This window comes from Streptomyces sp. NPDC005775, from assembly GCF_042871565.1.
Lineage (GTDB): Bacteria > Actinomycetota > Actinomycetes > Streptomycetales > Streptomycetaceae > Streptomyces.
Genome location: NZ_JBIAIU010000002.1, coordinates 525,270 through 542,682, shown reverse-complemented (window position 1 = coordinate 542,682; position 17,413 = coordinate 525,270). Strand labels below are relative to the sequence as shown.

General features: G+C 66.4%; 25 protein-coding genes. 24 read left to right on the top strand and 1 reads right to left on the bottom strand.

Annotated elements, in window-relative coordinates; all coding sequences use genetic code 11:
* Positions 1-21 precede the first annotated feature (21 nt).
* The 5 genes from ACFYPA_RS06150 (at position 22) to ACFYPA_RS06130 (ending at position 3,026) form a co-directional block, all read left to right on the top strand.
* On the top strand, positions 22-309 hold the full coding sequence (locus ACFYPA_RS06150; RefSeq protein WP_389129923.1) for a hypothetical protein: 288 nt from the start codon (positions 22-24) through the stop codon (positions 307-309).
* 102 nt (positions 310-411) lie between these two features.
* Positions 412-1,122 (top strand): glycosyltransferase family 2 protein, encoded by a 711-nt coding sequence (locus tag ACFYPA_RS06145; RefSeq protein WP_389129920.1) that lies wholly within the window; start codon positions 412-414, stop codon positions 1,120-1,122.
* On the top strand, positions 1,119-1,517 hold the full coding sequence (locus tag ACFYPA_RS06140) for a DUF3307 domain-containing protein (protein ID WP_389129917.1): 399 nt from the start codon (positions 1,119-1,121) through the stop codon (positions 1,515-1,517). The genes ACFYPA_RS06145 and ACFYPA_RS06140 overlap by 4 nt, the downstream gene beginning before the upstream one ends.
* Before the next feature lie 10 nt (positions 1,518-1,527).
* A complete protein-coding gene (locus ACFYPA_RS06135; protein WP_389129914.1) occupies positions 1,528-2,145 on the top strand; it encodes a class I SAM-dependent methyltransferase in 618 nt (205 codons plus the stop codon).
* Positions 2,145-3,026, top strand: coding sequence for an NAD-dependent epimerase/dehydratase family protein (locus ACFYPA_RS06130; RefSeq protein ID WP_389129911.1), 882 nt, complete (start codon positions 2,145-2,147; stop codon positions 3,024-3,026). Before ACFYPA_RS06135 ends, ACFYPA_RS06130 begins: the two co-directional genes overlap by 1 nt.
* Here ACFYPA_RS06130 and ACFYPA_RS06125 read toward each other — a convergent pair.
* Positions 3,015-3,638, bottom strand: a complete 624-nt coding sequence (locus ACFYPA_RS06125) for an HNH endonuclease signature motif containing protein (protein WP_389129908.1) — start codon at positions 3,636-3,638, stop codon at positions 3,015-3,017. The genes ACFYPA_RS06130 and ACFYPA_RS06125 overlap by 12 nt on opposite strands.
* Before the next feature lie 89 nt (positions 3,639-3,727).
* Here ACFYPA_RS06125 and ACFYPA_RS06120 point away from each other — a divergent pair, with 89 nt between their 5' ends.
* The 19 genes from ACFYPA_RS06120 (at position 3,728) to ACFYPA_RS06030 (ending at position 17,410) form a co-directional block, all read left to right on the top strand.
* On the top strand, positions 3,728-4,768 hold the full coding sequence (locus ACFYPA_RS06120; protein WP_389129905.1) for a hypothetical protein: 1,041 nt from the start codon (positions 3,728-3,730) through the stop codon (positions 4,766-4,768).
* 16 nt (positions 4,769-4,784) lie between these two features.
* Complete coding sequence (locus tag ACFYPA_RS06115; RefSeq protein WP_389129903.1) at positions 4,785-5,075, top strand: hypothetical protein; 291 nt, start codon at positions 4,785-4,787, stop codon at positions 5,073-5,075.
* On the top strand, positions 5,072-5,305 hold the full coding sequence (locus ACFYPA_RS06110; protein ID WP_389129900.1) for a hypothetical protein: 234 nt from the start codon (positions 5,072-5,074) through the stop codon (positions 5,303-5,305). The genes ACFYPA_RS06115 and ACFYPA_RS06110 overlap by 4 nt, the downstream gene beginning before the upstream one ends.
* A gap of 25 nt (positions 5,306-5,330) precedes the next feature.
* Positions 5,331-5,510: a hypothetical protein gene (locus ACFYPA_RS06105; RefSeq protein WP_389129897.1), complete on the top strand. Its 180-nt coding sequence runs from the start codon at positions 5,331-5,333 to the stop codon at positions 5,508-5,510.
* A complete protein-coding gene (locus tag ACFYPA_RS06100; protein WP_389129894.1) occupies positions 5,510-5,866 on the top strand; it encodes a hypothetical protein in 357 nt (118 codons plus the stop codon). Before ACFYPA_RS06105 ends, ACFYPA_RS06100 begins: the two co-directional genes overlap by 1 nt.
* Positions 5,863-6,180: a hypothetical protein gene (locus ACFYPA_RS06095; RefSeq protein ID WP_389129891.1), complete on the top strand. Its 318-nt coding sequence runs from the start codon at positions 5,863-5,865 to the stop codon at positions 6,178-6,180. The genes ACFYPA_RS06100 and ACFYPA_RS06095 overlap by 4 nt, the downstream gene beginning before the upstream one ends.
* Complete coding sequence (locus ACFYPA_RS06090) at positions 6,173-6,403, top strand: hypothetical protein (protein ID WP_389129889.1); 231 nt, start codon at positions 6,173-6,175, stop codon at positions 6,401-6,403. Before ACFYPA_RS06095 ends, ACFYPA_RS06090 begins: the two co-directional genes overlap by 8 nt.
* A gap of 14 nt (positions 6,404-6,417) precedes the next feature.
* Positions 6,418-6,711 (top strand): HNH endonuclease, encoded by a 294-nt coding sequence (locus tag ACFYPA_RS06085; RefSeq protein ID WP_359079665.1) that lies wholly within the window; start codon positions 6,418-6,420, stop codon positions 6,709-6,711.
* 15 nt (positions 6,712-6,726) lie between these two features.
* Positions 6,727-6,933 (top strand): hypothetical protein, encoded by a 207-nt coding sequence (locus ACFYPA_RS06080; RefSeq protein ID WP_389129886.1) that lies wholly within the window; start codon positions 6,727-6,729, stop codon positions 6,931-6,933.
* A 371-nt stretch (positions 6,934-7,304) separates the two neighbouring features.
* Complete coding sequence (locus ACFYPA_RS06075) at positions 7,305-8,231, top strand: HNH endonuclease (RefSeq protein ID WP_389129883.1); 927 nt, start codon at positions 7,305-7,307, stop codon at positions 8,229-8,231.
* A 663-nt stretch (positions 8,232-8,894) separates the two neighbouring features.
* The gene (locus ACFYPA_RS06070) at positions 8,895-9,536 is read left to right on the top strand and encodes a bifunctional DNA primase/polymerase (RefSeq protein ID WP_389129880.1); all 642 of its coding nucleotides are present in this window, start codon (positions 8,895-8,897) and stop codon (positions 9,534-9,536) included.
* A gap of 85 nt (positions 9,537-9,621) precedes the next feature.
* Positions 9,622-10,059, top strand: coding sequence for a hypothetical protein (locus ACFYPA_RS06065; protein ID WP_389129877.1), 438 nt, complete (start codon positions 9,622-9,624; stop codon positions 10,057-10,059).
* A gap of 242 nt (positions 10,060-10,301) precedes the next feature.
* On the top strand, positions 10,302-12,047 hold the full coding sequence (locus ACFYPA_RS06060) for a terminase TerL endonuclease subunit (protein WP_389130398.1): 1,746 nt from the start codon (positions 10,302-10,304) through the stop codon (positions 12,045-12,047).
* Positions 12,044-13,492, top strand: a complete 1,449-nt coding sequence (locus ACFYPA_RS06055; protein ID WP_389129874.1) for a phage portal protein — start codon at positions 12,044-12,046, stop codon at positions 13,490-13,492. The genes ACFYPA_RS06060 and ACFYPA_RS06055 overlap by 4 nt, the downstream gene beginning before the upstream one ends.
* The gene (locus ACFYPA_RS06050; protein WP_389129871.1) at positions 13,473-14,264 is read left to right on the top strand and encodes a hypothetical protein; all 792 of its coding nucleotides are present in this window, start codon (positions 13,473-13,475) and stop codon (positions 14,262-14,264) included. The genes ACFYPA_RS06055 and ACFYPA_RS06050 overlap by 20 nt, the downstream gene beginning before the upstream one ends.
* 80 nt (positions 14,265-14,344) lie before the next feature.
* On the top strand, positions 14,345-14,980 hold the full coding sequence (locus ACFYPA_RS06045) for a hypothetical protein (RefSeq protein WP_389129868.1): 636 nt from the start codon (positions 14,345-14,347) through the stop codon (positions 14,978-14,980).
* A 19-nt stretch (positions 14,981-14,999) separates the two neighbouring features.
* Positions 15,000-15,956, top strand: a complete 957-nt coding sequence (locus tag ACFYPA_RS06040) for a phage major capsid protein (protein ID WP_389129865.1) — start codon at positions 15,000-15,002, stop codon at positions 15,954-15,956.
* Positions 15,957-16,072: 116 nt separating this feature from the next.
* The gene (locus ACFYPA_RS06035; RefSeq protein WP_389129862.1) at positions 16,073-16,987 is read left to right on the top strand and encodes a glycosyltransferase family 4 protein; all 915 of its coding nucleotides are present in this window, start codon (positions 16,073-16,075) and stop codon (positions 16,985-16,987) included.
* Positions 16,988-16,996: 9 nt separating this feature from the next.
* On the top strand, positions 16,997-17,410 hold the full coding sequence (locus ACFYPA_RS06030) for a hypothetical protein (protein ID WP_389129859.1): 414 nt from the start codon (positions 16,997-16,999) through the stop codon (positions 17,408-17,410).
* Positions 17,411-17,413 lie beyond the last annotated feature (3 nt).

Below are 17,413 nucleotides of genomic sequence, written 5' to 3'. Positions count from 1 at the left end.
CGCGTACCCGTGGGAGGTGTCATGGTCGCCTTTCCGAACCCCGACGGCTTCGATGTCTACGGTGCGCAGATCGAGCACGGCGATCAGCTCGGCAACCTCTGGGAAGCCGCCCGCGCTGCTGGAGTGAAGCCCGGCACGATACGCGTCTGGGTTACCCGCAGGAAGATCGAACCCGTTCTCAGCGGCGAAGGTGAATGCCTCTTCCACCTCCCCACCGTCAAAGCCGCCGCCGAAGCCGGTGCACGCTTCACCCCGCCCAACCCGGCAGCGAACAGTCGCGGACCACACGCACACCGCGCCGCCGCCTGAACCCCAAGACTCCTCGCGGGGTCCGGTCGAGCCCACTGTGGCGGTACGGCTCCCGCCCGCGAGGACACAACCCTGCCGCCACCGACTGAAGGGGCCCGCGCCATGGCCGACGACCTGCTCGTCATCATCCCTACCCGCGGCCGGCCCCAGGCGGTCATGTCGCTCGTCAGGGCGTGGCACGAGACGGGAGCGACTGCCGATCTGCTGTTCGCCGTCGACAACGACGACCCGAAGCTGGACGCGTACAAGCGTGAGGCCGCGAAGTTCATGAAGGGTGGCCAAGTCCGTTTCGTGTTCGGGAAGCGGCTGCGGTTGTGCGGAACTCTCAACCAGCAGGCGGTCAAGGCGGCGAAGAAGTACCGGTACTTGGCGTTCATGGGCGACGACCACCGGCCCCGGCCGGCCGCCATGCCCTGGGATGCCCGCATCCGCGAATGCCTGTCCGGCGGGCCCGGCATCGTCTACGGCAACGACCTCCTCATGGGGGAGAGGATGCCGACTGCGGTTGCCATGACCGCCGACATCGTCCGCACCCTCGGCTACATGGCGCCCCCGGCGCTGGTCCACCTCTGCCTGGACCTCTGCTGGCTCGACTGGGGGAAGGGCATGGGCAGGATCACGTACCTCGACGACATGGTCATTGAGCACCTGCATCCTGCCAACGGCAAGGCGGTCGTAGATCAGGGCTATGAAGAGTGCAACTCGCCGGAACAGGTGAGCAGCGACTCGGCCGCCTACTACGACTACCGGGACAACGGCGGGCTCGCCGACGACCTCGACAAGCTGCGAAAGCTCATCGAGGAGGAGTCGTGACCGGTGAGGTTGCCCTCGGGCTCCTGCTTGCGCACCTTGCTGGGGACTACCTCATCCAGTCCGACTGGATGGCGAACGAGAAGACGAAGAGCTGGTGGCCCGCCTGGGCACACGCCCTGACCTACGGCCTGCCCTTCCTCCTCGTCACCCGGTCGCCTGCCGCGCTCGCCGCCATCATCGGCACCCACGCCGTCATCGACCACTACCGGCTCGCTCGCCACGTCGTGTGGGCGAAGAACCTCCTGGCGCCCAAGAGGTACCGGCACCCGTGGTCAGAATGCTCCGGCACCGGCTACCACCAGGACCGACCCGCATGGATGGCGGTCTGGCTGATGATCATCGCCGACAACACCATGCACCTGGCCATCAACGCTGCCGCCGTGAAGTGGCTCTGAGGAGGCAGCGATGACCGCAGATGACGTCATCCAGGCGTGGGATCAGGCCGACCCCACCGCGATTCACCCGCTCCGCCAGGTCTCCGAGGACGCCTACTGGGACTCCGGCCGGGCACAGGCCGACATGCTCGCCACTGTCATCCCCGACGGGGCGAAGGTCCTCGACTTCGGCTGCGGTGACGGGCGCGTCGCCATCCCCATGGCCGCCGCCGGCTACGAAGTGACCGCCGTCGACGCCTCCCAGAACATGCTCGACCGGTTGGCAGAGCGCGACCGGTTGGCAGAGCGTGACCCCGACATCACCACCGTCCAGGCCGACGCCGACGGCGTCGCCGCACACCTCGGCCGCCGCCGCATGGACGCCGTCTACAGCCTGGCCGTCCTCATCCACCACAGCTACACCGACTGCCTGCACATCATCGGCAAGCTTCGGGCCGCCACCAAGCTCGGCGGAATCCTCGTCCTCGACTGGCCCGTCGCCGAGACGCCGTCCGAGGCCGACTCGTGGATCGGCGTCACCACCTGGTCCAAGGAGCAACAGGACGAGGCGTGCGCGCGTATCGGCCTCGAACCCGTCGACAGCGAGCTGCCGTGGGGCGTCTACCGAGCCGTGAAGGTGGGTTCATAGTGCGCGTTCTCGTAACAGGCAGCTCAGGCTTCATTGGCCGCCACCTCGTTGCTGCACTCAACACACAGCGGCACACCGTCACCGTCGTTGACCTTCAGGCCGGCCACGGTCGTCCAGCTGTCGATGCCCTCGACTTCTTCCGCACCGACAACACCCGCCACGATCTCGCAATCCACTGCGCCGCAGTCGTCGGCGGCAGGGCCAGTATCGACGGCTCCCCGCTTGGTGTCGCCACGAACCTCGCCCTCGACGCCTGGTACTTCCGGTGGCTCATCCGCACCGGCACCCCGCGCGCCGTGTTCTTCAGCAGCAGCGCGGCCTACCCCGTCGACCTGCAACAGCCCGGCGACATCCACCGGCTCACCGAGGACGACATCGACCTCGACCTCATCAGCCGGCCCGACAACACCTACGGCATCGCCAAAGTCGTCGGGGAACAGCTCGCTGCGGTCGCCGAAGCCGAAGGCTGCCGCGTCCACATCCTGCGCCCGTTCTCCGGGTACGGCGAGGACCAGGACGACTGCTACCCGTTCCCCGCCTTCATCGCCCGGGCCAAACGGCGCGACGACCCGTTCGAGGTGTGGGGCGACGGCAGCAGCACGCGGGATTGGATCCACGTGGACGACGTCGTCGGCGCCACACTCGCCGCCGTCGACCACGACGTCACTGGTCCGGTCAACCTCGGCTGGGGCAGGGCCACCAGCTTCGACCAGCTCGCCGGGTACGTCACCGCCGCCGCTGGCTACACGCCCCGCATCAAGCACCTGCCGGCCGCACCGCAAGGTGTCCACCACCGGGTGTGCAACCCGACCAGGATGCTCGGCTTCTACCAGCCTCGGGTCACTTTGGAGGCTGGGATTGCGCGAGGTCTAGCTGATTGACCGAGGCCTGCTTTGCTTCAGTGGAGCATCCAGTGGTATGCCGTGCTTCTCCCTGTATCTTTTGAGGGTGCTTTCGCGGGCGCAGGTTGGGCAGTACCGCTTGCCGGACTTGCCAGTGCGCAATGGGTGTCCGCCATTGAGGCAGGCGATTTGCTTGGCTTGCTGAGCTGCGGGCGAGATTCCCCGCAGGCAGTTTTCTTGCGGTGTCACTGGTTCGAGGTGTGATGGGCGCACGCAAGCTCGTGTGCGGCATAGGTGGTCGAGGTGCATTCCTTGGCTCGGGAGGGTGCCGTGCTCTCGGAGGAAGCTCCATCGGTGGGCGAGCCAGCGTTTGCGGCGACCGTTCGCGTCTTTGCCTGAGTCGAAGTAGCCGTAGCCACCTTCGTTGACTCCAGCGATCCAGACCCAGCAACTTCCCAGTTCAGGTCGATCTTTGGGTGCCGGCTGCTCCTTGTCGACTTTGGACCAGAAGCGAGCCTCGTCGTTACCGACGATGCGATCCGGCTTCTCGACGAGCGGGTCGCCATAGCGATACCAGCGCTGCCAGTGGAATCGACACCAGGTGCGACTGTGAGAGGGCTTGGAGCAGCCCGATATTGAGCAGTTCTTCATGTGTGAATTCTACCGGCAATGCCTGCCTGATCAGCCGGAATTGCAGTATCCGGCGGGCACTCAACGACTGAACCCACGGAGCCCGCGCCATGCATCCCTTCTCTGTCGACTACCGCAAGGAAGACACGAAGCCAGGCACGTTCGTCAACCGAGGCTTCTGGCTCCACGACCTGCCACGCCCGCTGGCAACCTGCCGCCTCTTCGGGCACAAGCCCGTCGTCGACGGCACTGACGGGTTCCGAGGCCAGCCGGGATCGCGTTGGGTCTGCTGCGACCGCTGCGGAACCAGGCCCAATCCCCAAGGCCACCTCGACCCCAACCAGTGGAACGTTGGTGACCGATACGCAGGCCCCTACGTCGACGGCCCTCCCGAACCGATGAGCAGCGAAGAGATCAAGCGGATGGCACGAGCCCGCATCCCTTTTGCTGCGCCGTCAACCCCGGGACCGTGGCCGACCAAGAACACGGGTGTCCTCGGCGGCCAGCTCATCCTCGGCAAGTCCTTCCCCGGCTGGAGCGTCGAATTCAAGGTCGGCAACAAGGGCAGCGAACACACCCTTGCCGCCCATATCCGGCTCCACCCCTTCGGTGCCCTCTACCTGCACACCGAACGATTCGGAACCTGGCTGGTCCGGCGACTGAACCCAAAGGGCTACCAGTCCAAGGTCATCGGGCTCGGCTTTCAGTACGGCGGCATCGACTGGAAGCTGTGGGCCAGGCGCGATGAGTCCTCGCGTGACGATCCGTGGTGGATGAGCGGCACGATCAAACTCGACCCGCGCGACAAACTGCTGGGCCGGAGCCGCTACGACTACACAGACGTCGGCGACCCTGTCGTAACCACGGTACGCATGCCGCACGGCGACGACCACAGCGTGAAGCTGCGACTCCAGCACTGCACCGACGGCAGGAACCGGCGCAAGTTTCACTCGTGGACCGCCGACTGGACCTGCCGCCCAGGCATCCCTACCAAGCCGCATGGCGGCGTCGTCTGCGGTTCAGCTGTCGAGGTCTCCACCGCATCAGTCAACAGTGGCACGTGGGCCGAGGAAGCCAAGGCGGCAATCGCGCTGGAGATAACGGCCCTGCGAACCCGCTACGGCTTCGAGCCCAGCAACGAATCTGCCTGACCTAGGAGCCCGCGCCATGGCTGCTTCCCCCGTACCGGACCTCCCCCTGTGGGCGTGGAACCTCGTCATCGCCATGCAGCATCACGAAGACCTCCACGCCAAAAGCGACCCCTGCCTCAACGGGGTCCTCAGCAGCGTCCCCGTCGACGTCCGCAACCAGGCCGCCGCCATCAGCGCCTACGTGCAGAAAGCCAGCGGGCACCACCTCGCCGACAAGGTGACCAAGTCGCTCAGCGACATCCTCGACAGCTTCTTCGGCCCGAGCGGCAACGAGCCGCAACAGGAGAAGCCGGAGACGACGCTATGACCGACATCCGCAAGCCGGAACCTCGCCGTGGGGCGGACATCGAGATCATCGACCGCAGCAGCGGCGACCAGATCCTCACCCCCAGCGCCGTCCGCATCAACGGCGTCGAGGTGCCGATCCCGTCCGGCAGCAGCATCAAGATCGACGAGATCCGGGACGACGAAGCGGTGGTCATCACCGTCACCATGTTCGCCCGGCGCATCACCATCCACCACGAAGACACCCCGTAACCCGCCACCACCAGGAGCCCGCGCCATGGCCCGATACGAGATCAACTACCTCGACGGCAACACCGACACGGTCGCCAACGCCCCCGGCCACGAATGGTCCGGAAACGTCTTCGTCGTCCTGGACGCCAAGAAGCGGACGGTCTACCTGGCCCCCACCGCGAACATCCGTAGCGTCCTCATCCACGACGAGGAGGCGAACGGCTGATGGCCCGCTTGCAGATCCTCGAACTCCCCGAAGGCAGCGGAGACGACCGACCGCCATTCGTCCTCGTCATCGACCAGTACGAAGGCGTCGAAGTCCCGCCCGGTGCCGCCCAGGAATCGCGGCTCCTCCGCTACCAAGGCATGGCCGAACAGATCGGCGCGCGGGCCGTCCTCATCTTCGACGACACCATCAACATCCCCGCCAACGAGATCACCCTCAGCGACGCCACCGACGGCAACGTCATCCGCATCCGCGTCGAACCCGACCTCGACGGATTCACCGAGACGGTCATGACCGAAGTCGCCAAGGCCCAAGCCGAGGTCATCGCCGCACGACAGCAGGGCGGCCTCCGATGAGCGGCGGCAGCTACAACTACCTGTACACCGCCCAAGATCTCGAAGACCTCCAGGCCCGCCGACACGACCTCGAAGAGATGGCCCAGCGGCTCGCAGGGCTCGGCTACGCCCAAGACGCGGCCCGCGAGACCGAGGAACTTCTGCTGCTCTTCCGCCAGTGGGAGACCCGCGCCGCAGTCCGAACGCGGCGCCTCAGCGACGTCTGGCAGGCCGTTGAATGGTGGGACTCCAACGACAGCAGCGAGAGCAGCATCCACGAAGCCCTCGCCAAGTATCGAGGCGACCACGACGACGCCGGGACGCCCCATGGCTGACCAGCCCATCGGGCAACTCCTCGACAGCCTCGGCGTCACCGCCGACCTCGACGACGGAGACCTCGTCACCGACGCACTCGTCATCCTCAAAGTCCTCCAACCCGACGGATCCATCGCCCTCTCCACCGGCGCCACCGACACCCGCGACTGGATCAACCAAACCGGGCTCCTCCGCTCAGCCATCGACATCAGCGAAGGAAACATCAGGCGCAGCGACGACTGAACGGGGAGGTCGACATGAGTGGCGGCTGGCAGAACTCCGACCGCAAAAGCCGGCTGCCATCGAACTGGGCAACCATTCGCCGCAAGGTGCTCGACCGCGACGTGGTCTGCCAGATATGCCAGATCAGACCCGCCACCCACTGCGACCACATCGAAGCCAAGACTGACGCCCACGCTGAGGACCGGCTTCAGGGTGTGTGTGCGACCTGTCACGGACTGAAGAGCAGCGCCGAAGGCAACGCCGCCCAGCGCGCCAGCCCGCGCCCCGGACGAACACGGCCGCCCGAACAACACCCCGGCCTCCTCTGACAAAGGACCCGCGCCATGCCCGCCTACCTCATCCGCCGCCCCGGCAAGCCCATCGACGACATCCTCATCGCCGACCCCAACCTCACCCTCGGCTTCACCAACGGCTGGGCCACCCTGAAGGACGCCAACGGGATCTGCTTCGCCATCCCCGCCCAGGCCGGCGCCCACATCGAACGAGTCGACGAACCCCAGGACCAGGAGCCCGCGCCAACGAAGGAGTGATCCAACGTGGCAATCAAACGAAGCAGCCGACGCATCGTCCGCGAAGGTCGCCGCTACTGGAGCGATCGGCCCACCAGTGGAGGCAAGGCAGCAGGCGTCGGTTATGCCCTCCGCTCGGGTTCGTTCACTCGCTGCGTGAGCCGCGTGCAGCGCTTCATGGGGCCGCGGGCGCGCGGATACTGCGCCCTCCGCTTCCATGAAGCCACAGGGAAGTGGCCCGGGTCGAAGGCCAACCGAGGGTCGAAAGGGCGACGCCGATAGGGTCAACAAAGCCCCGCGCACGCCAGGTTGACCTGCGATAGTTATGGAAAGACCCCGGCGACGGCTGGAACCGTCCCGGGGCCACGGCCAACCTGAGCGAACAGGTCGACATGACACAGACTACGCGCGACTGCCTTGACTGCAGCGCCGACATCAGCCATCGCCACGGCAACAGCCGACGCTGCCTGCCCTGTTCTGCGGTGCACCTGAAGAAGCAGAACTCGCGCAACCCTGACGATTCCGCAGGCTGCTTCGACCGCAACGAGGCCGACTGCTGTACTCGGGGAAAGCTGCGAAGGCTCCGATGCTCAAAGCACTACAAGCGCGCCATCAATGCAGGCATCGATCTGTTGCCGCCATCCCGGAATTGCCGGTCGTGTGGCGGCGGCTTCACCCCGCTTCGACACGACGCACAGCACTGCTCGCGCCGATGTACTACGCAGACTAGCTACCGTCGGAACCGGCGCCCGGATGAGACCCGACCCTGCACCGAATGCAAGACCTCTTTCCCCGTCACCAGGACGGATCGCCTCACATGCTCACGCAAGTGCAGGCAGCGGCGCACTGCACGGCGCAGCTACAAGGGCATCCATGACTTCGTGTGCACCCACTGCGCAGGAGCCTTCCAGGCCATCAGGTCGGACGCCATCTACTGCTCCTTCTGGTGCAGAAGGCGCGCCTACTACGCATTGAACCGGGCGTATTTGATCGCGAGTTCAGTTCGGTGGGCTGCCGAGAATCCGGAGGCCATGCAGGTGCGGCGGCGTGCACGTCGCGCGCGGAAGCGGAACAACCCGGGCAGTGTTGGCGTGGAACTCAAGGACTGGCGCCGCCTCGTCCATCGGTACCGCAACTGCTGCGCTTACTGCGGAGTCCGTCCCGAAGTGATGCAGATGGACCATGTCATCCCGCTCGCGCTGGGTGGACGGCATGCCATCGGCAATGTCCTTCCAGCTTGTCCACCGTGCAACCACTCCAAGTCGGCCCAGTTGCTTATCGAGTGGCGTAGCCGGCGGAAGCTACCGCTTGCCGCCTAATGCCCTAAGCACATGGCTCACCAGGTGGGAAGCCCTGACGCTTCGCGTGTCAGGGCTTTCGCGTACCTCAGGTGCGATGTCCGGTCGACGGGCGACGGTGTTCACCGGGAGCAGGGCCAACGTCGGTCGACGTCGCTGAACGAACCGAGGATCGAACTCGAAGTTCGTTCGACGAACGAGGAGACAGTGAGGCAGCGCGGGACGCGAGGCAGGCTGCTGGCCGGCCGCACCCCATGGGGCAGGCCGACGGGCAGGCAGCAGGTCGTAGTGGTGATGGTCGTCGACGGTCACGTGTGACGTGATCACATCTTCGCTCGATGCGTTGATGATCGATGTTCGAGGTCGAAGCGAACGAAGATCGAACGTTGAAGGTCGGTTCGAGCGAGGCTGGACAACCGCATCTTGATCTTGAGATTAGATCTTGGAGTTGATCATCAAACCTTGATCATCTTGGTTCATGATCACCTGGGGGGATATCCATGATCATGATCTTTTAGGGATCGGGGCCGTATAGCACCTGACCCCGTGTACGGGTTCCCAAGGTCCTGACCTGCGCTGATGCCCGAGCGGTTTATGGCCGGCTAATCGGCTCACCTGTCGCAGATCGGTAACAGTGCAGGTCAGCAGGCTGTAGCCGTGACACGAGCCCCGTACACTTGAGGCATGACCGCGACCGCCGTAGCCCGCCGCACCGAGTGCGTGCAGTGTGCCGGCCCGCTGCCGCTGATGGCTCGGGCTGATGCCCGGTACTGCGGTGCGGCCTGTCGGAAGCGTGCGAGTCGGACCAGGATCGCCGCCCGCCAAGAGCAGGCAGTCGCAGGTCAGGCGGCTCGTATTCCAGTCGAGCTGACGTCCCGCCCTCGGTGGGTGCGGCACAAGGCCAAGGTGCCGCTGCGCACGGACGGTCGTTTCGCCTCGGTGAACGACCCTTCGTCCTGGTCGGATTTCGCGGCGGCCTGCGCGTCGAGGACCGGTGACGGAATCGGCTTCGTTCTGACGGCCGGCGACGGCATTGTGGTCGTTGACCTGGATCACGCGGTTGAGGACGGTGTCGTCCTTCCGTGGGCTCGGGCGATCGTGGACCAGTTGCCGCCGACGTACATGGAGCGCGGCCGGTCCGGTACCGGCTTGCATCTGTGGTTCCGTGGCGCGGTCCCGGCTGGTCGGCGCATCCGCCGCGGGGAGTTGGCGTTCGAGGTGTACTCGGATCGCCGCTACATGATCGTGGGCGACCGGGTTCCGGGTTCGCCTCTCAGTCTTGCCGAGCTGCCTGACGCGGCCGGTTTGGTCGCCTCGCTCTCGTGACGCCCTGGCGGCGTCCCTGAGGGGGCGTTGTCGTTGTTCCAGCCCTCGCGCGCCCTGGTGGCGTGCTCTGACCCTGGAGGTCGTCATGGGCGCGCACGGACCTATCCCGAAGCGTTCCGAGGAGCGCCGTCGTCGCAACAAGGACGACGGCCCTGAACTAATCCAGGCCCCGTCGGGGCAACCCGATGATTTGCCTGCCCTGCCCGAGCCGGGCGAGCTGTGGCATCCGATCGCCACGGACTGGTACCTGAGCCTGCGGGAGTCCGGCCAGGCGGCGTTCTACGAGCCGTCGGACTGGGCTGTGGCCCGCTATGTGGCGGAGCTGATGTCCCGCGGCCTGTCGGAGGACCGTCCGCCGAACGGCCAGTACGTGGCGGCCCTGAACTCCGCGATGTCGTCGCTACTCACGACGGAAGGCGACCGCCGGCGGGCCCGCATGGAGCTGGAGCGGAAGAAGCCCAAGGGGCCAAAGCTGGCGTCGGTGAGTCCTCTGGATTCGTACCGTGACATCGCAGGGGGCTGACGTGGTCAGGTTCGTCATCTGCGCGGGCAGCCAAGCCGAGGCGCAGGCGTGGTCCCGGCTTCACAACGTTCCGCAGCGGCAGTGCATCTATGCAAGCTCGACGAGAACGATCGAGGGCATGCGGGACTTTGCTGTGGTTCGACTGCGCGGCTTCTTCGACCGGTCGGATCGTGAGGACATCGAGGCGTGTCTGCAGCGGAACGAGCGGAAGCGGACCTCTCCGTTGGTAGAGCTCCGTGGCGATGGAGCCTGAGGAGCAGGTCCCCGACGTCGTTGTCCCGTTCACGCTCGGGCCGACGTGGAAGCGCGGTCCGGACGGCCGGTTTCTGCTGCCGGAGTACACGCTGGGCTGGCATGCGCTGGCGTGGACGAAGACGTACCTGCAGCACTACGTCGGGGCGCCGTGGCAGTACACGCCTGAGCAAGCTCGTTTGACCTTGTGGTGGTACGCAATGGATCCGGTGACGAACCGGTTTCTGTGGCGCGACGGGGTCATTCAGAGGTTGAAGGGCCACGGAAAAGACCCGCTCATCGCGACGTACTCGGCGTTCGAGTTCGTTGGCCCGTGCCGCTTTGCCGAGGTGGCGGACGAGGGCAACGAGTGGGGAGTCCCGCCGGGGCAGCCGTTGGGGCAGCAGCATCCAGCGGCGTGGGTGCAGATTGCCGCGGTGTCGCAGGATCAGACCCGGAACACGATGACACTGTTCCCGTCGATCTTGACGAAGCGGGCAATCGAGGAGTACCGCATCGACCTCGGCAAGGAAATCATCTACGCCGACAAGGGGCGGGCCCGCATCGAAGCGGTGACCTCGTCACCGAGGGCCCTCGAAGGGGGGCGGCCGACGGCCGTAAATCTGGGGGAGACACACCACTGGTTGGAGTCGAACTCGGGTCATGAGATGGCCGCGGTCATCGAGCGGAACGCGACAAAGTCAGCCGACGGGCAGTCCCGCACGCTGGCGAACACGAACGCGTTTGAGCCCGGCGAGGACTCGGTGGCCGAGCGGACCCGTGACGCCTACGAGGCCGTGGAGTCGGGGCGGGCTGCGGATACAGGGCTGTTCTACGACAGCCTGGAGGCGCCGCCAGAGGCGAAGCTGACTGAGGCGTGGATCGAGCCGACGTTGCGGGCAGTGCGCGGGGACTCGACGTGGCTGGACATTGAGCGGTTGAAGGCGTCGATCCTTGACGTTCGTAATCCGCCGAGCCGCAGCCGGCGGTTTTGGTACAACCAGATTGCCGCGGCCGAGGATGCGTGGATGGCCCGCCACGAGTGGGACGCCTGCAAGCGCGAGGACCTGGCGCTGGTGGATGGCGACGAGATCGTCATGTTCTTCGACGGGTCTAAGTCGGACGACGCGACCGGCCTCGCGGCTTGCCGAATGTCGGATGGTCTGGTGTCGACGCTGGGTGTGTGGCAGAAGCCGCCGAACTGGCCGGCCCCGGAGACCCCGGGCTATGTGCCGTGGTCGGTGCCGCGCGAGGACGCCGACGGCGTTGTCGCGAACGCGTTCAACCGGTTCAAGGTGCTGGCGTTCTTCGCCGACCCGGGGTCCGGTCAGGACGAGGACGGCGAAATGTACTGGGACACCTTCCTCGACCGTTGGGGGCAGGCCTACGGCAAGAAGCTGTTGCTGCGCGCCGTGGTCGCCGGTTCGAAGGCGCACGCGGTGCGTTGGGACATGCGTGACCGCCGAAATCAGGAGACTTTCACGGAGGCGGTGAAGCGGACCCGTGAGGACATCCTGCAGCGGCAACTGATGCACGACGGGCACAAGGTGATGCGCACCCATGTGATCAACGCCCGTCGGCGGACGAACGCTTGGGGGATCACGATCGGTAAGGAGCACCGGGAGTCGGCCCGGAAGATCGACCTTGCGATCTGCATGATCGGTGCCCGGATGCTGCGGCGGACCGTCCTGAACAGCCCGAAGAACGAGAAGCGCAAGACTGCGCGCGGCCGGGGACGGGTGGTGGTGCTGCGATGACCGTTTCGATTCCTGAGCTGCCGCTGGTGCATCTGTCGGATGACGAGTTGGCGCTGATCCAGATGTTGCGCGGCGACATGCTGCGCGACCGGCATGCCCTCCTGTTGCGGGATGCGTACTTCAACGGTGAGCAACTGATCCGCGACCTGGGCATCAGCATTCCTCCGCAGCTCAGGGGCTTGCACACGATCATCGGTTGGCCGCGGGTCGGCGTTGAGTCGCTGGAGGAGCGGATCGACCTGGAGGCGGTCCGGTGGGCGGACGGGGCGGACAGTACAGAGCTGGACGAGATCGTCGAGGCGAACGACTTGATCGAGGAGTCGAGTCTCGCCCACACCGATGCGCTGATCTATGGCCGCGAGTACCTGGCGGTCGGGTCCGGTGACTGCGGTAAGGACTGCCCGCCGTTGATCACGGTGGAATCACCTCTGGACATGACCCTTTTGTGGGACGCCCGTCTGCGGATGGGGACCGCCGCCCTGAGGGAGTGTGCCGCGGACTCGTACATCGAGTCGGGCCCTGAGGAGCGGATGCTGGTCCTGTACACCCCCGATCAGACCATTACTTGTCTGCCTTCCCCGTCGGGTGGTTGGGAGGTCATTGAGCGGGACATGCACCGGCTCGGTGTGGTTCCGGTCGTGCGGATGGCGAATCGGCAGCGGACCGCCGACCGGGTTGGCCGGTCGGAGATCACCCCCGAGGTCATGTCGATTACGGATGCGGCATGCCGGCGTCTGATGGGTATCGAGGTGGCCGCCGAGTTCTTCGGGGCGCCGCAGCGATATCTGCTGGGTGTGAGCGAGTCGGCATTCCAGGACGCAGACGGCACAGCGAAGTCTGCGTGGGAGACGTACATCGGCCGCATGCTCGCCTTGGAGCGGGATGAGGACGGCAACGTTCCGACAGTGGGCCAGTTCGCTGCTCATGACCCGACCGGCATGACGAAAATCATCGACCTGTATGCGCGGATCATGTCGGCCCAATTCGGGCTCCCCCCGCACATGCTCGGCTACACCACCGACAACCCGGCGTCTGCGGATGCCATCCGGAGTACTGAGGCGAAGCTGGTGAAGCGCTCCGAGCGCCGGATCCGCCGCTTCGGTTCCGCGTGGCAGCAGGCGATGCGCCTGGCCCTGTGGGTGCGGGACGGGGAGCCTCCGGAGAAGACGCGCCGCATTGAGACCGTGTTCCGGAACCCGGCGACCCCGACGGTGGCCGCGCAGACGGATGCCACAGTCAAGTTGGTGCAGGCGGGCATCATTCCGGCCGACTCCGATGTGGCGTTGGAGATGGCTGGCCTGACGGAGGGGCAGCGGCAGCGGGTGCGGATGGATCGACGCCGGACGACTGCCGGGTCGGGTCTGCTGGACCGGTTGTCGCAGCTGGGTGACGAGGCGGCGCCCGCAGTGCTTCCGGAGGTGCCGGATGGCGTCGACGGCGTCTGATGGTAGTGAGGGCGCGGATCGGTATCGGCGCGCCCAGCGTGGTTTGTCGCGGCTGCTGCTGCGGGACGTTGGCCGGCTGCGGCGCTTCCTGAATCCGTCCCGGTTGCAGGCGTCGTTCCCGGATTGGCTGGCTGCCGCTGATGAGGTGGTGGCCCAGTACGGGGACATGTCGGCGTCGTTGGCTGCGGAGTTCTTCGATGGGCAACGTGCTGCGGCTGAGGTGTCCGGGGATTTCACTCCGCCACTGGCGGACAGGCCTCCGCCGGAGCAGGTGGAGGCGAGTCTCCGCTGGGCGACTCACGGCATCTGGGCGCCCGAGGGTGAAGGTGCGACGGTCACGCTGGATGAGCGCCTCGACGTGGCAGAAAGCCAAGCCGAGGCGGTTGCGCAGAAGCTTGTGGCCGATCAGGGGCGGGAGACGATTCGTCAGGCCGTCCGCGGGGACCGTCAGGCTGTCGGCTACGCCCGGGCTGCCGCTTTGGGTGCGTGCGCGTTCTGCAAGTTGATGGCATCCCGCGGGATGGTCTATGCCACGGCTGGTACGGCTGGCGGGGATGCCAATGATTCCTTCCTGGGCGGCGGCACGGCGAAGTACCACAACTCGTGCAACTGCTGCGTAATCCCGGTGTTTCGCGGTCAGCGCTTCGAGCTGTCCACCCATGCGGCGGAGTGGGACCGGCTGTACCAGGAGTACGCGCAGGGCCACTCCGGTGACCAGCTACGGCGGTTCCGGCGAGCGCTGGCGGATCGCGACGCGCATCCGCTGCCGTAGCACCCCAATGACTTTCTGACCCATGGCTGCCCTGGTGGCGGCCTTTCTCATTTCCACAGCCCCTGGAGGGCCGATTCGCCATGCCTGAGAACAACGAGAGCACCGAGCAGCAGTCCGAGGTCGGCACTGAGGAGGTCGTCGACGAGACGACCACCGAGGAGGCGGACGGTACCGAGTCGACGGAGGACGCCCAGGAGGCGGACGCCGGCGGCGAGGAGAAGCCGTTCGACCGGAAGCAGGCCGAAGCAAAGATCCGCAAGGCCAACTCGGAGTCCAAGAACCTTCGCGAACGCCTCAAGAAGGCTGAGGCGGCCCAGGCCGAACTCCAGGCCATCAAGGACGCGGAGAAGACGGACGCCGAGCGCCTCACGGACAAGCTCGCCGCGGCCGAGGAACGGATCGCGGCGACCCGCAAGCGCCTGGTGAAGTCCCAGGTGCAGGCGCTGGCCGGCGCCGGGTTCGCGGATCCGGAGGATGCGGTCGGTGCGCTGGATCTCGACTCGTACATCGACGGCGATGGCGACATCGACGAGGCGGCCATCGAGGCCGACCTTCAGGCGCTGTTGGAGCGCAAGCCGCACTGGGCGCGAGTCCAGCCCCAGGAGGGCCCGCGGCGTCCCGCACCGGATCGCACTCAGGCGTCCGGCGCCAACAAGACACGCCCCCTCACCCCGGCGGATGAGTTCGCCGGGTGGATGAAGTCGCAGCTCAAGTAGCTGCAGAGAGTAGACGATCATGGCGGTTACCGCTCCCCTGAAGCTGTCCGATGTCAATGCCGCGCTACTGCCGCGGACGATCACGGCGCCGATCTTCGAGAAGTCGGTCGAGCAGTCGGCGGTGATGGCGCTGGCCCGGCCGGCGCCGCTGGCGATCGACGCGACGACCAGCGTCCCGATCCCGATGGACGTCCCGACCGCGGACTGGGTGGGGCAGGCAGCGAAGAAGCCCCTGTCGACGTCCAGCGTCGGCATCAAGCAGATGACGGCGAAGAAGGTCGCCGTCCTCATCCCGGTTGCCGAAGAGGTCGCGATGACCAACGCGGGCGGCCTGTACGAGCAGCTGCAGCGTGACCTGCCGACGGCGTTCGCCCGCGCCTTCGACCACGCGGCGATCCACGGCCTCACCATGAAGGGCGCGGCGGGCCCGTTCACCGACTACCTGGCGATGACCACCAACTCGGTGGCGCTGGGAACGGCCGCGCAGGCGAACGGCGGCATCTGGGCGGACCTCGTGACCGGCATGGAAGAGGTCATCGACGAGGACTGGGACTACACCGGCACGATCGCCGACCACCGGCTGAAGCCGAAGCTGCTGCTGGCGACTGACACGACGGGCCGGCCGATCCTGGTCGACACGACGGTGCCGGGGACGCAGATGGCGTCGGCGGGCACCCTGATCGGTGAGCCGCTGGCGTACTCCCGGAGCGTGTCGGGTAAGCAGCGCCGCCAGTCCACCAGCTCGGACTCCGGGCTGCGGGCGATCGGCGGCGACTGGTCGCAGGCGGCCTACGGGGTCGGCATGGACATCACCGTGCGGATCTCCAAGGAGGCCACGTACATCGACGAGGAGGGCGGCGTCCACTCCGCGTTCCAGGAGAACCTGGTGCTCATCCTGGCGGAGGCGTACTACGGGTACGTGCAGGGCGACGCGCAGGCGTTCGTGAAGTTCACCGGCACCCCGAGCGGTAGCTGATGGCTGCGGTCCCGGCCTCCGCGCCGGGCGGGACCGCCAAGCCGCTGCACATCGTGGCCCGTGTTCACGCGATGCCGCCGGAGCACAATGCTGGGGCTGAGCACATGCTCGTGTCCATGCTGCGGCCTCTGGTGGAGCGCGGGCACGATGTGCAGGTGTGGCTGTCCCGGTACGGGAAGGCCCACGAGGTGTACGACTACCGGGGGATTCAGGTGGTGCCTTTGGAGGCCCGCCTGGATTTCCCGACGGCGGTGAAGCGGGCGCATGCCTTGATCGCCCACTTGGAGACGGTTCCGTCCGCAGCGGCTATGGCCCGCGGCTATGGGGCTCCGTTGGTGGTGGTCTGCCACAACACGTACCGGCCGACGTTTCGTGATGCTGCGGCTGGCGGGACTGCTCTGGCGGTCTACAACAGTGAGTGGATGCGGCGGGAGGCGGATCTGTTCTTCGCCGAGTATCCGAAGGGTGTGCGGCCGGGCAGTGAGCTGATTGTGCGTCCACCGGTGTTCGCCGACGAGTACGCAACGAAACCGGGCAAGGCCATCACGCTGGTCAACTGTAACCCTGAGAAGGGCGGCAAGGTTCTTCGGTCCTTGGCGGAGCGGATGCCGGATCAGCAGTTCCTCGCGGTGCGCGGCGCCTACGGGGAGCAGATTCTGCCGGACCTGCCGAACGTTGAGATCGTCGAGCACGTCCGTGGCGAGGACATGCGGGAGAAGGTGTACGCCCGCACGAAGGTGCTGCTCATGCCCAGCTCCTACGAGTCGTGGGGCCGAGCCGGTGTGGAGGCGCTCGCATCTGGGATTCCGGTCGTGGCTCACCCCACGCCTGGCCTGTGTGAGTCGCTGGGTGAGGCCGGGGTTTTCGTCGACCGCGAGGACGTCGAGGGCTACGAGGCGGTCCTCCGGAAGTTGCTACAGCCGGCCGAGTACCGGTTGGCGTCGAAGCGGGCGAAGGCCCGCAGTGCAGAGCTGGATCCGACAGCCGAACTGGCTGTGTGGTGCGATGTGATTGAGGGCCTTGCCCGGTAGGAGGTCCCGATGGAGTTTGTGACGCCGACAGCCGAGCAGCTCGGTCTCTATTTGGGGCTCGATGAGATCCAGGGCGACCGGGCCGACCTGCTCATCTCGACGGCTGTGAAGCTCTGCCAGACGGTAGTGAGGCCGCTCCCGGAGGGTGCCGAGGCGGTCGTCCTCTCCGTGGCGGGCCGCGCCTACGTCAATCCTCAGCAGGTGTCCTACGAAACGATCGGCCCGATGTCGGTTCAGCGCCCGTCGGGTTCGGGCGGCTTGTATCTGACGAAGGCCGACAAGTCCGCCCTCAAGTCGCTGGCGGGCCGGGGCGGGGCGTACACCGTGGATCCGACACCGGAGACGGCTGACCCGTCGCCGACGTGGCCTGTCGATGACGCCGGTTTCGCGGACGAGTTCGAGCCCGGCTGGGGGTATGGCTGATGC

What these genes read in the sequence shown, in the direction of transcription:
- ACFYPA_RS06065 (WP_389129877.1), top strand. Translation starts at nt 9,622, where the DNA reads ATGGGCGCGCACGGACCTATCCCGAAGCGTTCCGAGGAGCGCCGTCGT.
- ACFYPA_RS06105 (WP_389129897.1), top strand. Translation starts at nt 5,331, where the DNA reads ATGGCCCGATACGAGATCAACTACCTCGACGGCAACACCGACACGGTC.
- ACFYPA_RS06090 (WP_389129889.1), top strand. Translation starts at nt 6,173, where the DNA reads ATGGCTGACCAGCCCATCGGGCAACTCCTCGACAGCCTCGGCGTCACC.
- ACFYPA_RS06115 (WP_389129903.1), top strand. Translation starts at nt 4,785, where the DNA reads ATGGCTGCTTCCCCCGTACCGGACCTCCCCCTGTGGGCGTGGAACCTC.
- ACFYPA_RS06040 (WP_389129865.1), top strand. Translation starts at nt 15,000, where the DNA reads ATGGCGGTTACCGCTCCCCTGAAGCTGTCCGATGTCAATGCCGCGCTA.
- ACFYPA_RS06145 (WP_389129920.1), top strand. Translation starts at nt 412, where the DNA reads ATGGCCGACGACCTGCTCGTCATCATCCCTACCCGCGGCCGGCCCCAG.
- ACFYPA_RS06030 (WP_389129859.1), top strand. Translation starts at nt 16,997, where the DNA reads ATGGAGTTTGTGACGCCGACAGCCGAGCAGCTCGGTCTCTATTTGGGG.
- ACFYPA_RS06125 (WP_389129908.1), bottom strand. Translation starts at nt 3,638, where the DNA reads ATGAAGAACTGCTCAATATCGGGCTGCTCCAAGCCCTCTCACAGTCGC.
- ACFYPA_RS06050 (WP_389129871.1), top strand. Translation starts at nt 13,473, where the DNA reads ATGGCGTCGACGGCGTCTGATGGTAGTGAGGGCGCGGATCGGTATCGG.
- ACFYPA_RS06070 (WP_389129880.1), top strand. Translation starts at nt 8,895, where the DNA reads ATGACCGCGACCGCCGTAGCCCGCCGCACCGAGTGCGTGCAGTGTGCC.
- ACFYPA_RS06045 (WP_389129868.1), top strand. Translation starts at nt 14,345, where the DNA reads ATGCCTGAGAACAACGAGAGCACCGAGCAGCAGTCCGAGGTCGGCACT.
- ACFYPA_RS06110 (WP_389129900.1), top strand. Translation starts at nt 5,072, where the DNA reads ATGACCGACATCCGCAAGCCGGAACCTCGCCGTGGGGCGGACATCGAG.
- ACFYPA_RS06095 (WP_389129891.1), top strand. Translation starts at nt 5,863, where the DNA reads ATGAGCGGCGGCAGCTACAACTACCTGTACACCGCCCAAGATCTCGAA.
- ACFYPA_RS06075 (WP_389129883.1), top strand. Translation starts at nt 7,305, where the DNA reads ATGACACAGACTACGCGCGACTGCCTTGACTGCAGCGCCGACATCAGC.
- ACFYPA_RS06150 (WP_389129923.1), top strand. Translation starts at nt 22, where the DNA reads ATGGTCGCCTTTCCGAACCCCGACGGCTTCGATGTCTACGGTGCGCAG.
- ACFYPA_RS06085 (WP_359079665.1), top strand. Translation starts at nt 6,418, where the DNA reads ATGAGTGGCGGCTGGCAGAACTCCGACCGCAAAAGCCGGCTGCCATCG.
- ACFYPA_RS06135 (WP_389129914.1), top strand. Translation starts at nt 1,528, where the DNA reads ATGACCGCAGATGACGTCATCCAGGCGTGGGATCAGGCCGACCCCACC.
- ACFYPA_RS06035 (WP_389129862.1), top strand. Translation starts at nt 16,073, where the DNA reads ATGCTGCGGCCTCTGGTGGAGCGCGGGCACGATGTGCAGGTGTGGCTG.
- ACFYPA_RS06100 (WP_389129894.1), top strand. Translation starts at nt 5,510, where the DNA reads ATGGCCCGCTTGCAGATCCTCGAACTCCCCGAAGGCAGCGGAGACGAC.
- ACFYPA_RS06055 (WP_389129874.1), top strand. Translation starts at nt 12,044, where the DNA reads ATGACCGTTTCGATTCCTGAGCTGCCGCTGGTGCATCTGTCGGATGAC.
- ACFYPA_RS06080 (WP_389129886.1), top strand. Translation starts at nt 6,727, where the DNA reads ATGCCCGCCTACCTCATCCGCCGCCCCGGCAAGCCCATCGACGACATC.
- ACFYPA_RS06120 (WP_389129905.1), top strand. Translation starts at nt 3,728, where the DNA reads ATGCATCCCTTCTCTGTCGACTACCGCAAGGAAGACACGAAGCCAGGC.
- ACFYPA_RS06060 (WP_389130398.1), top strand. Translation starts at nt 10,302, where the DNA reads ATGGAGCCTGAGGAGCAGGTCCCCGACGTCGTTGTCCCGTTCACGCTC.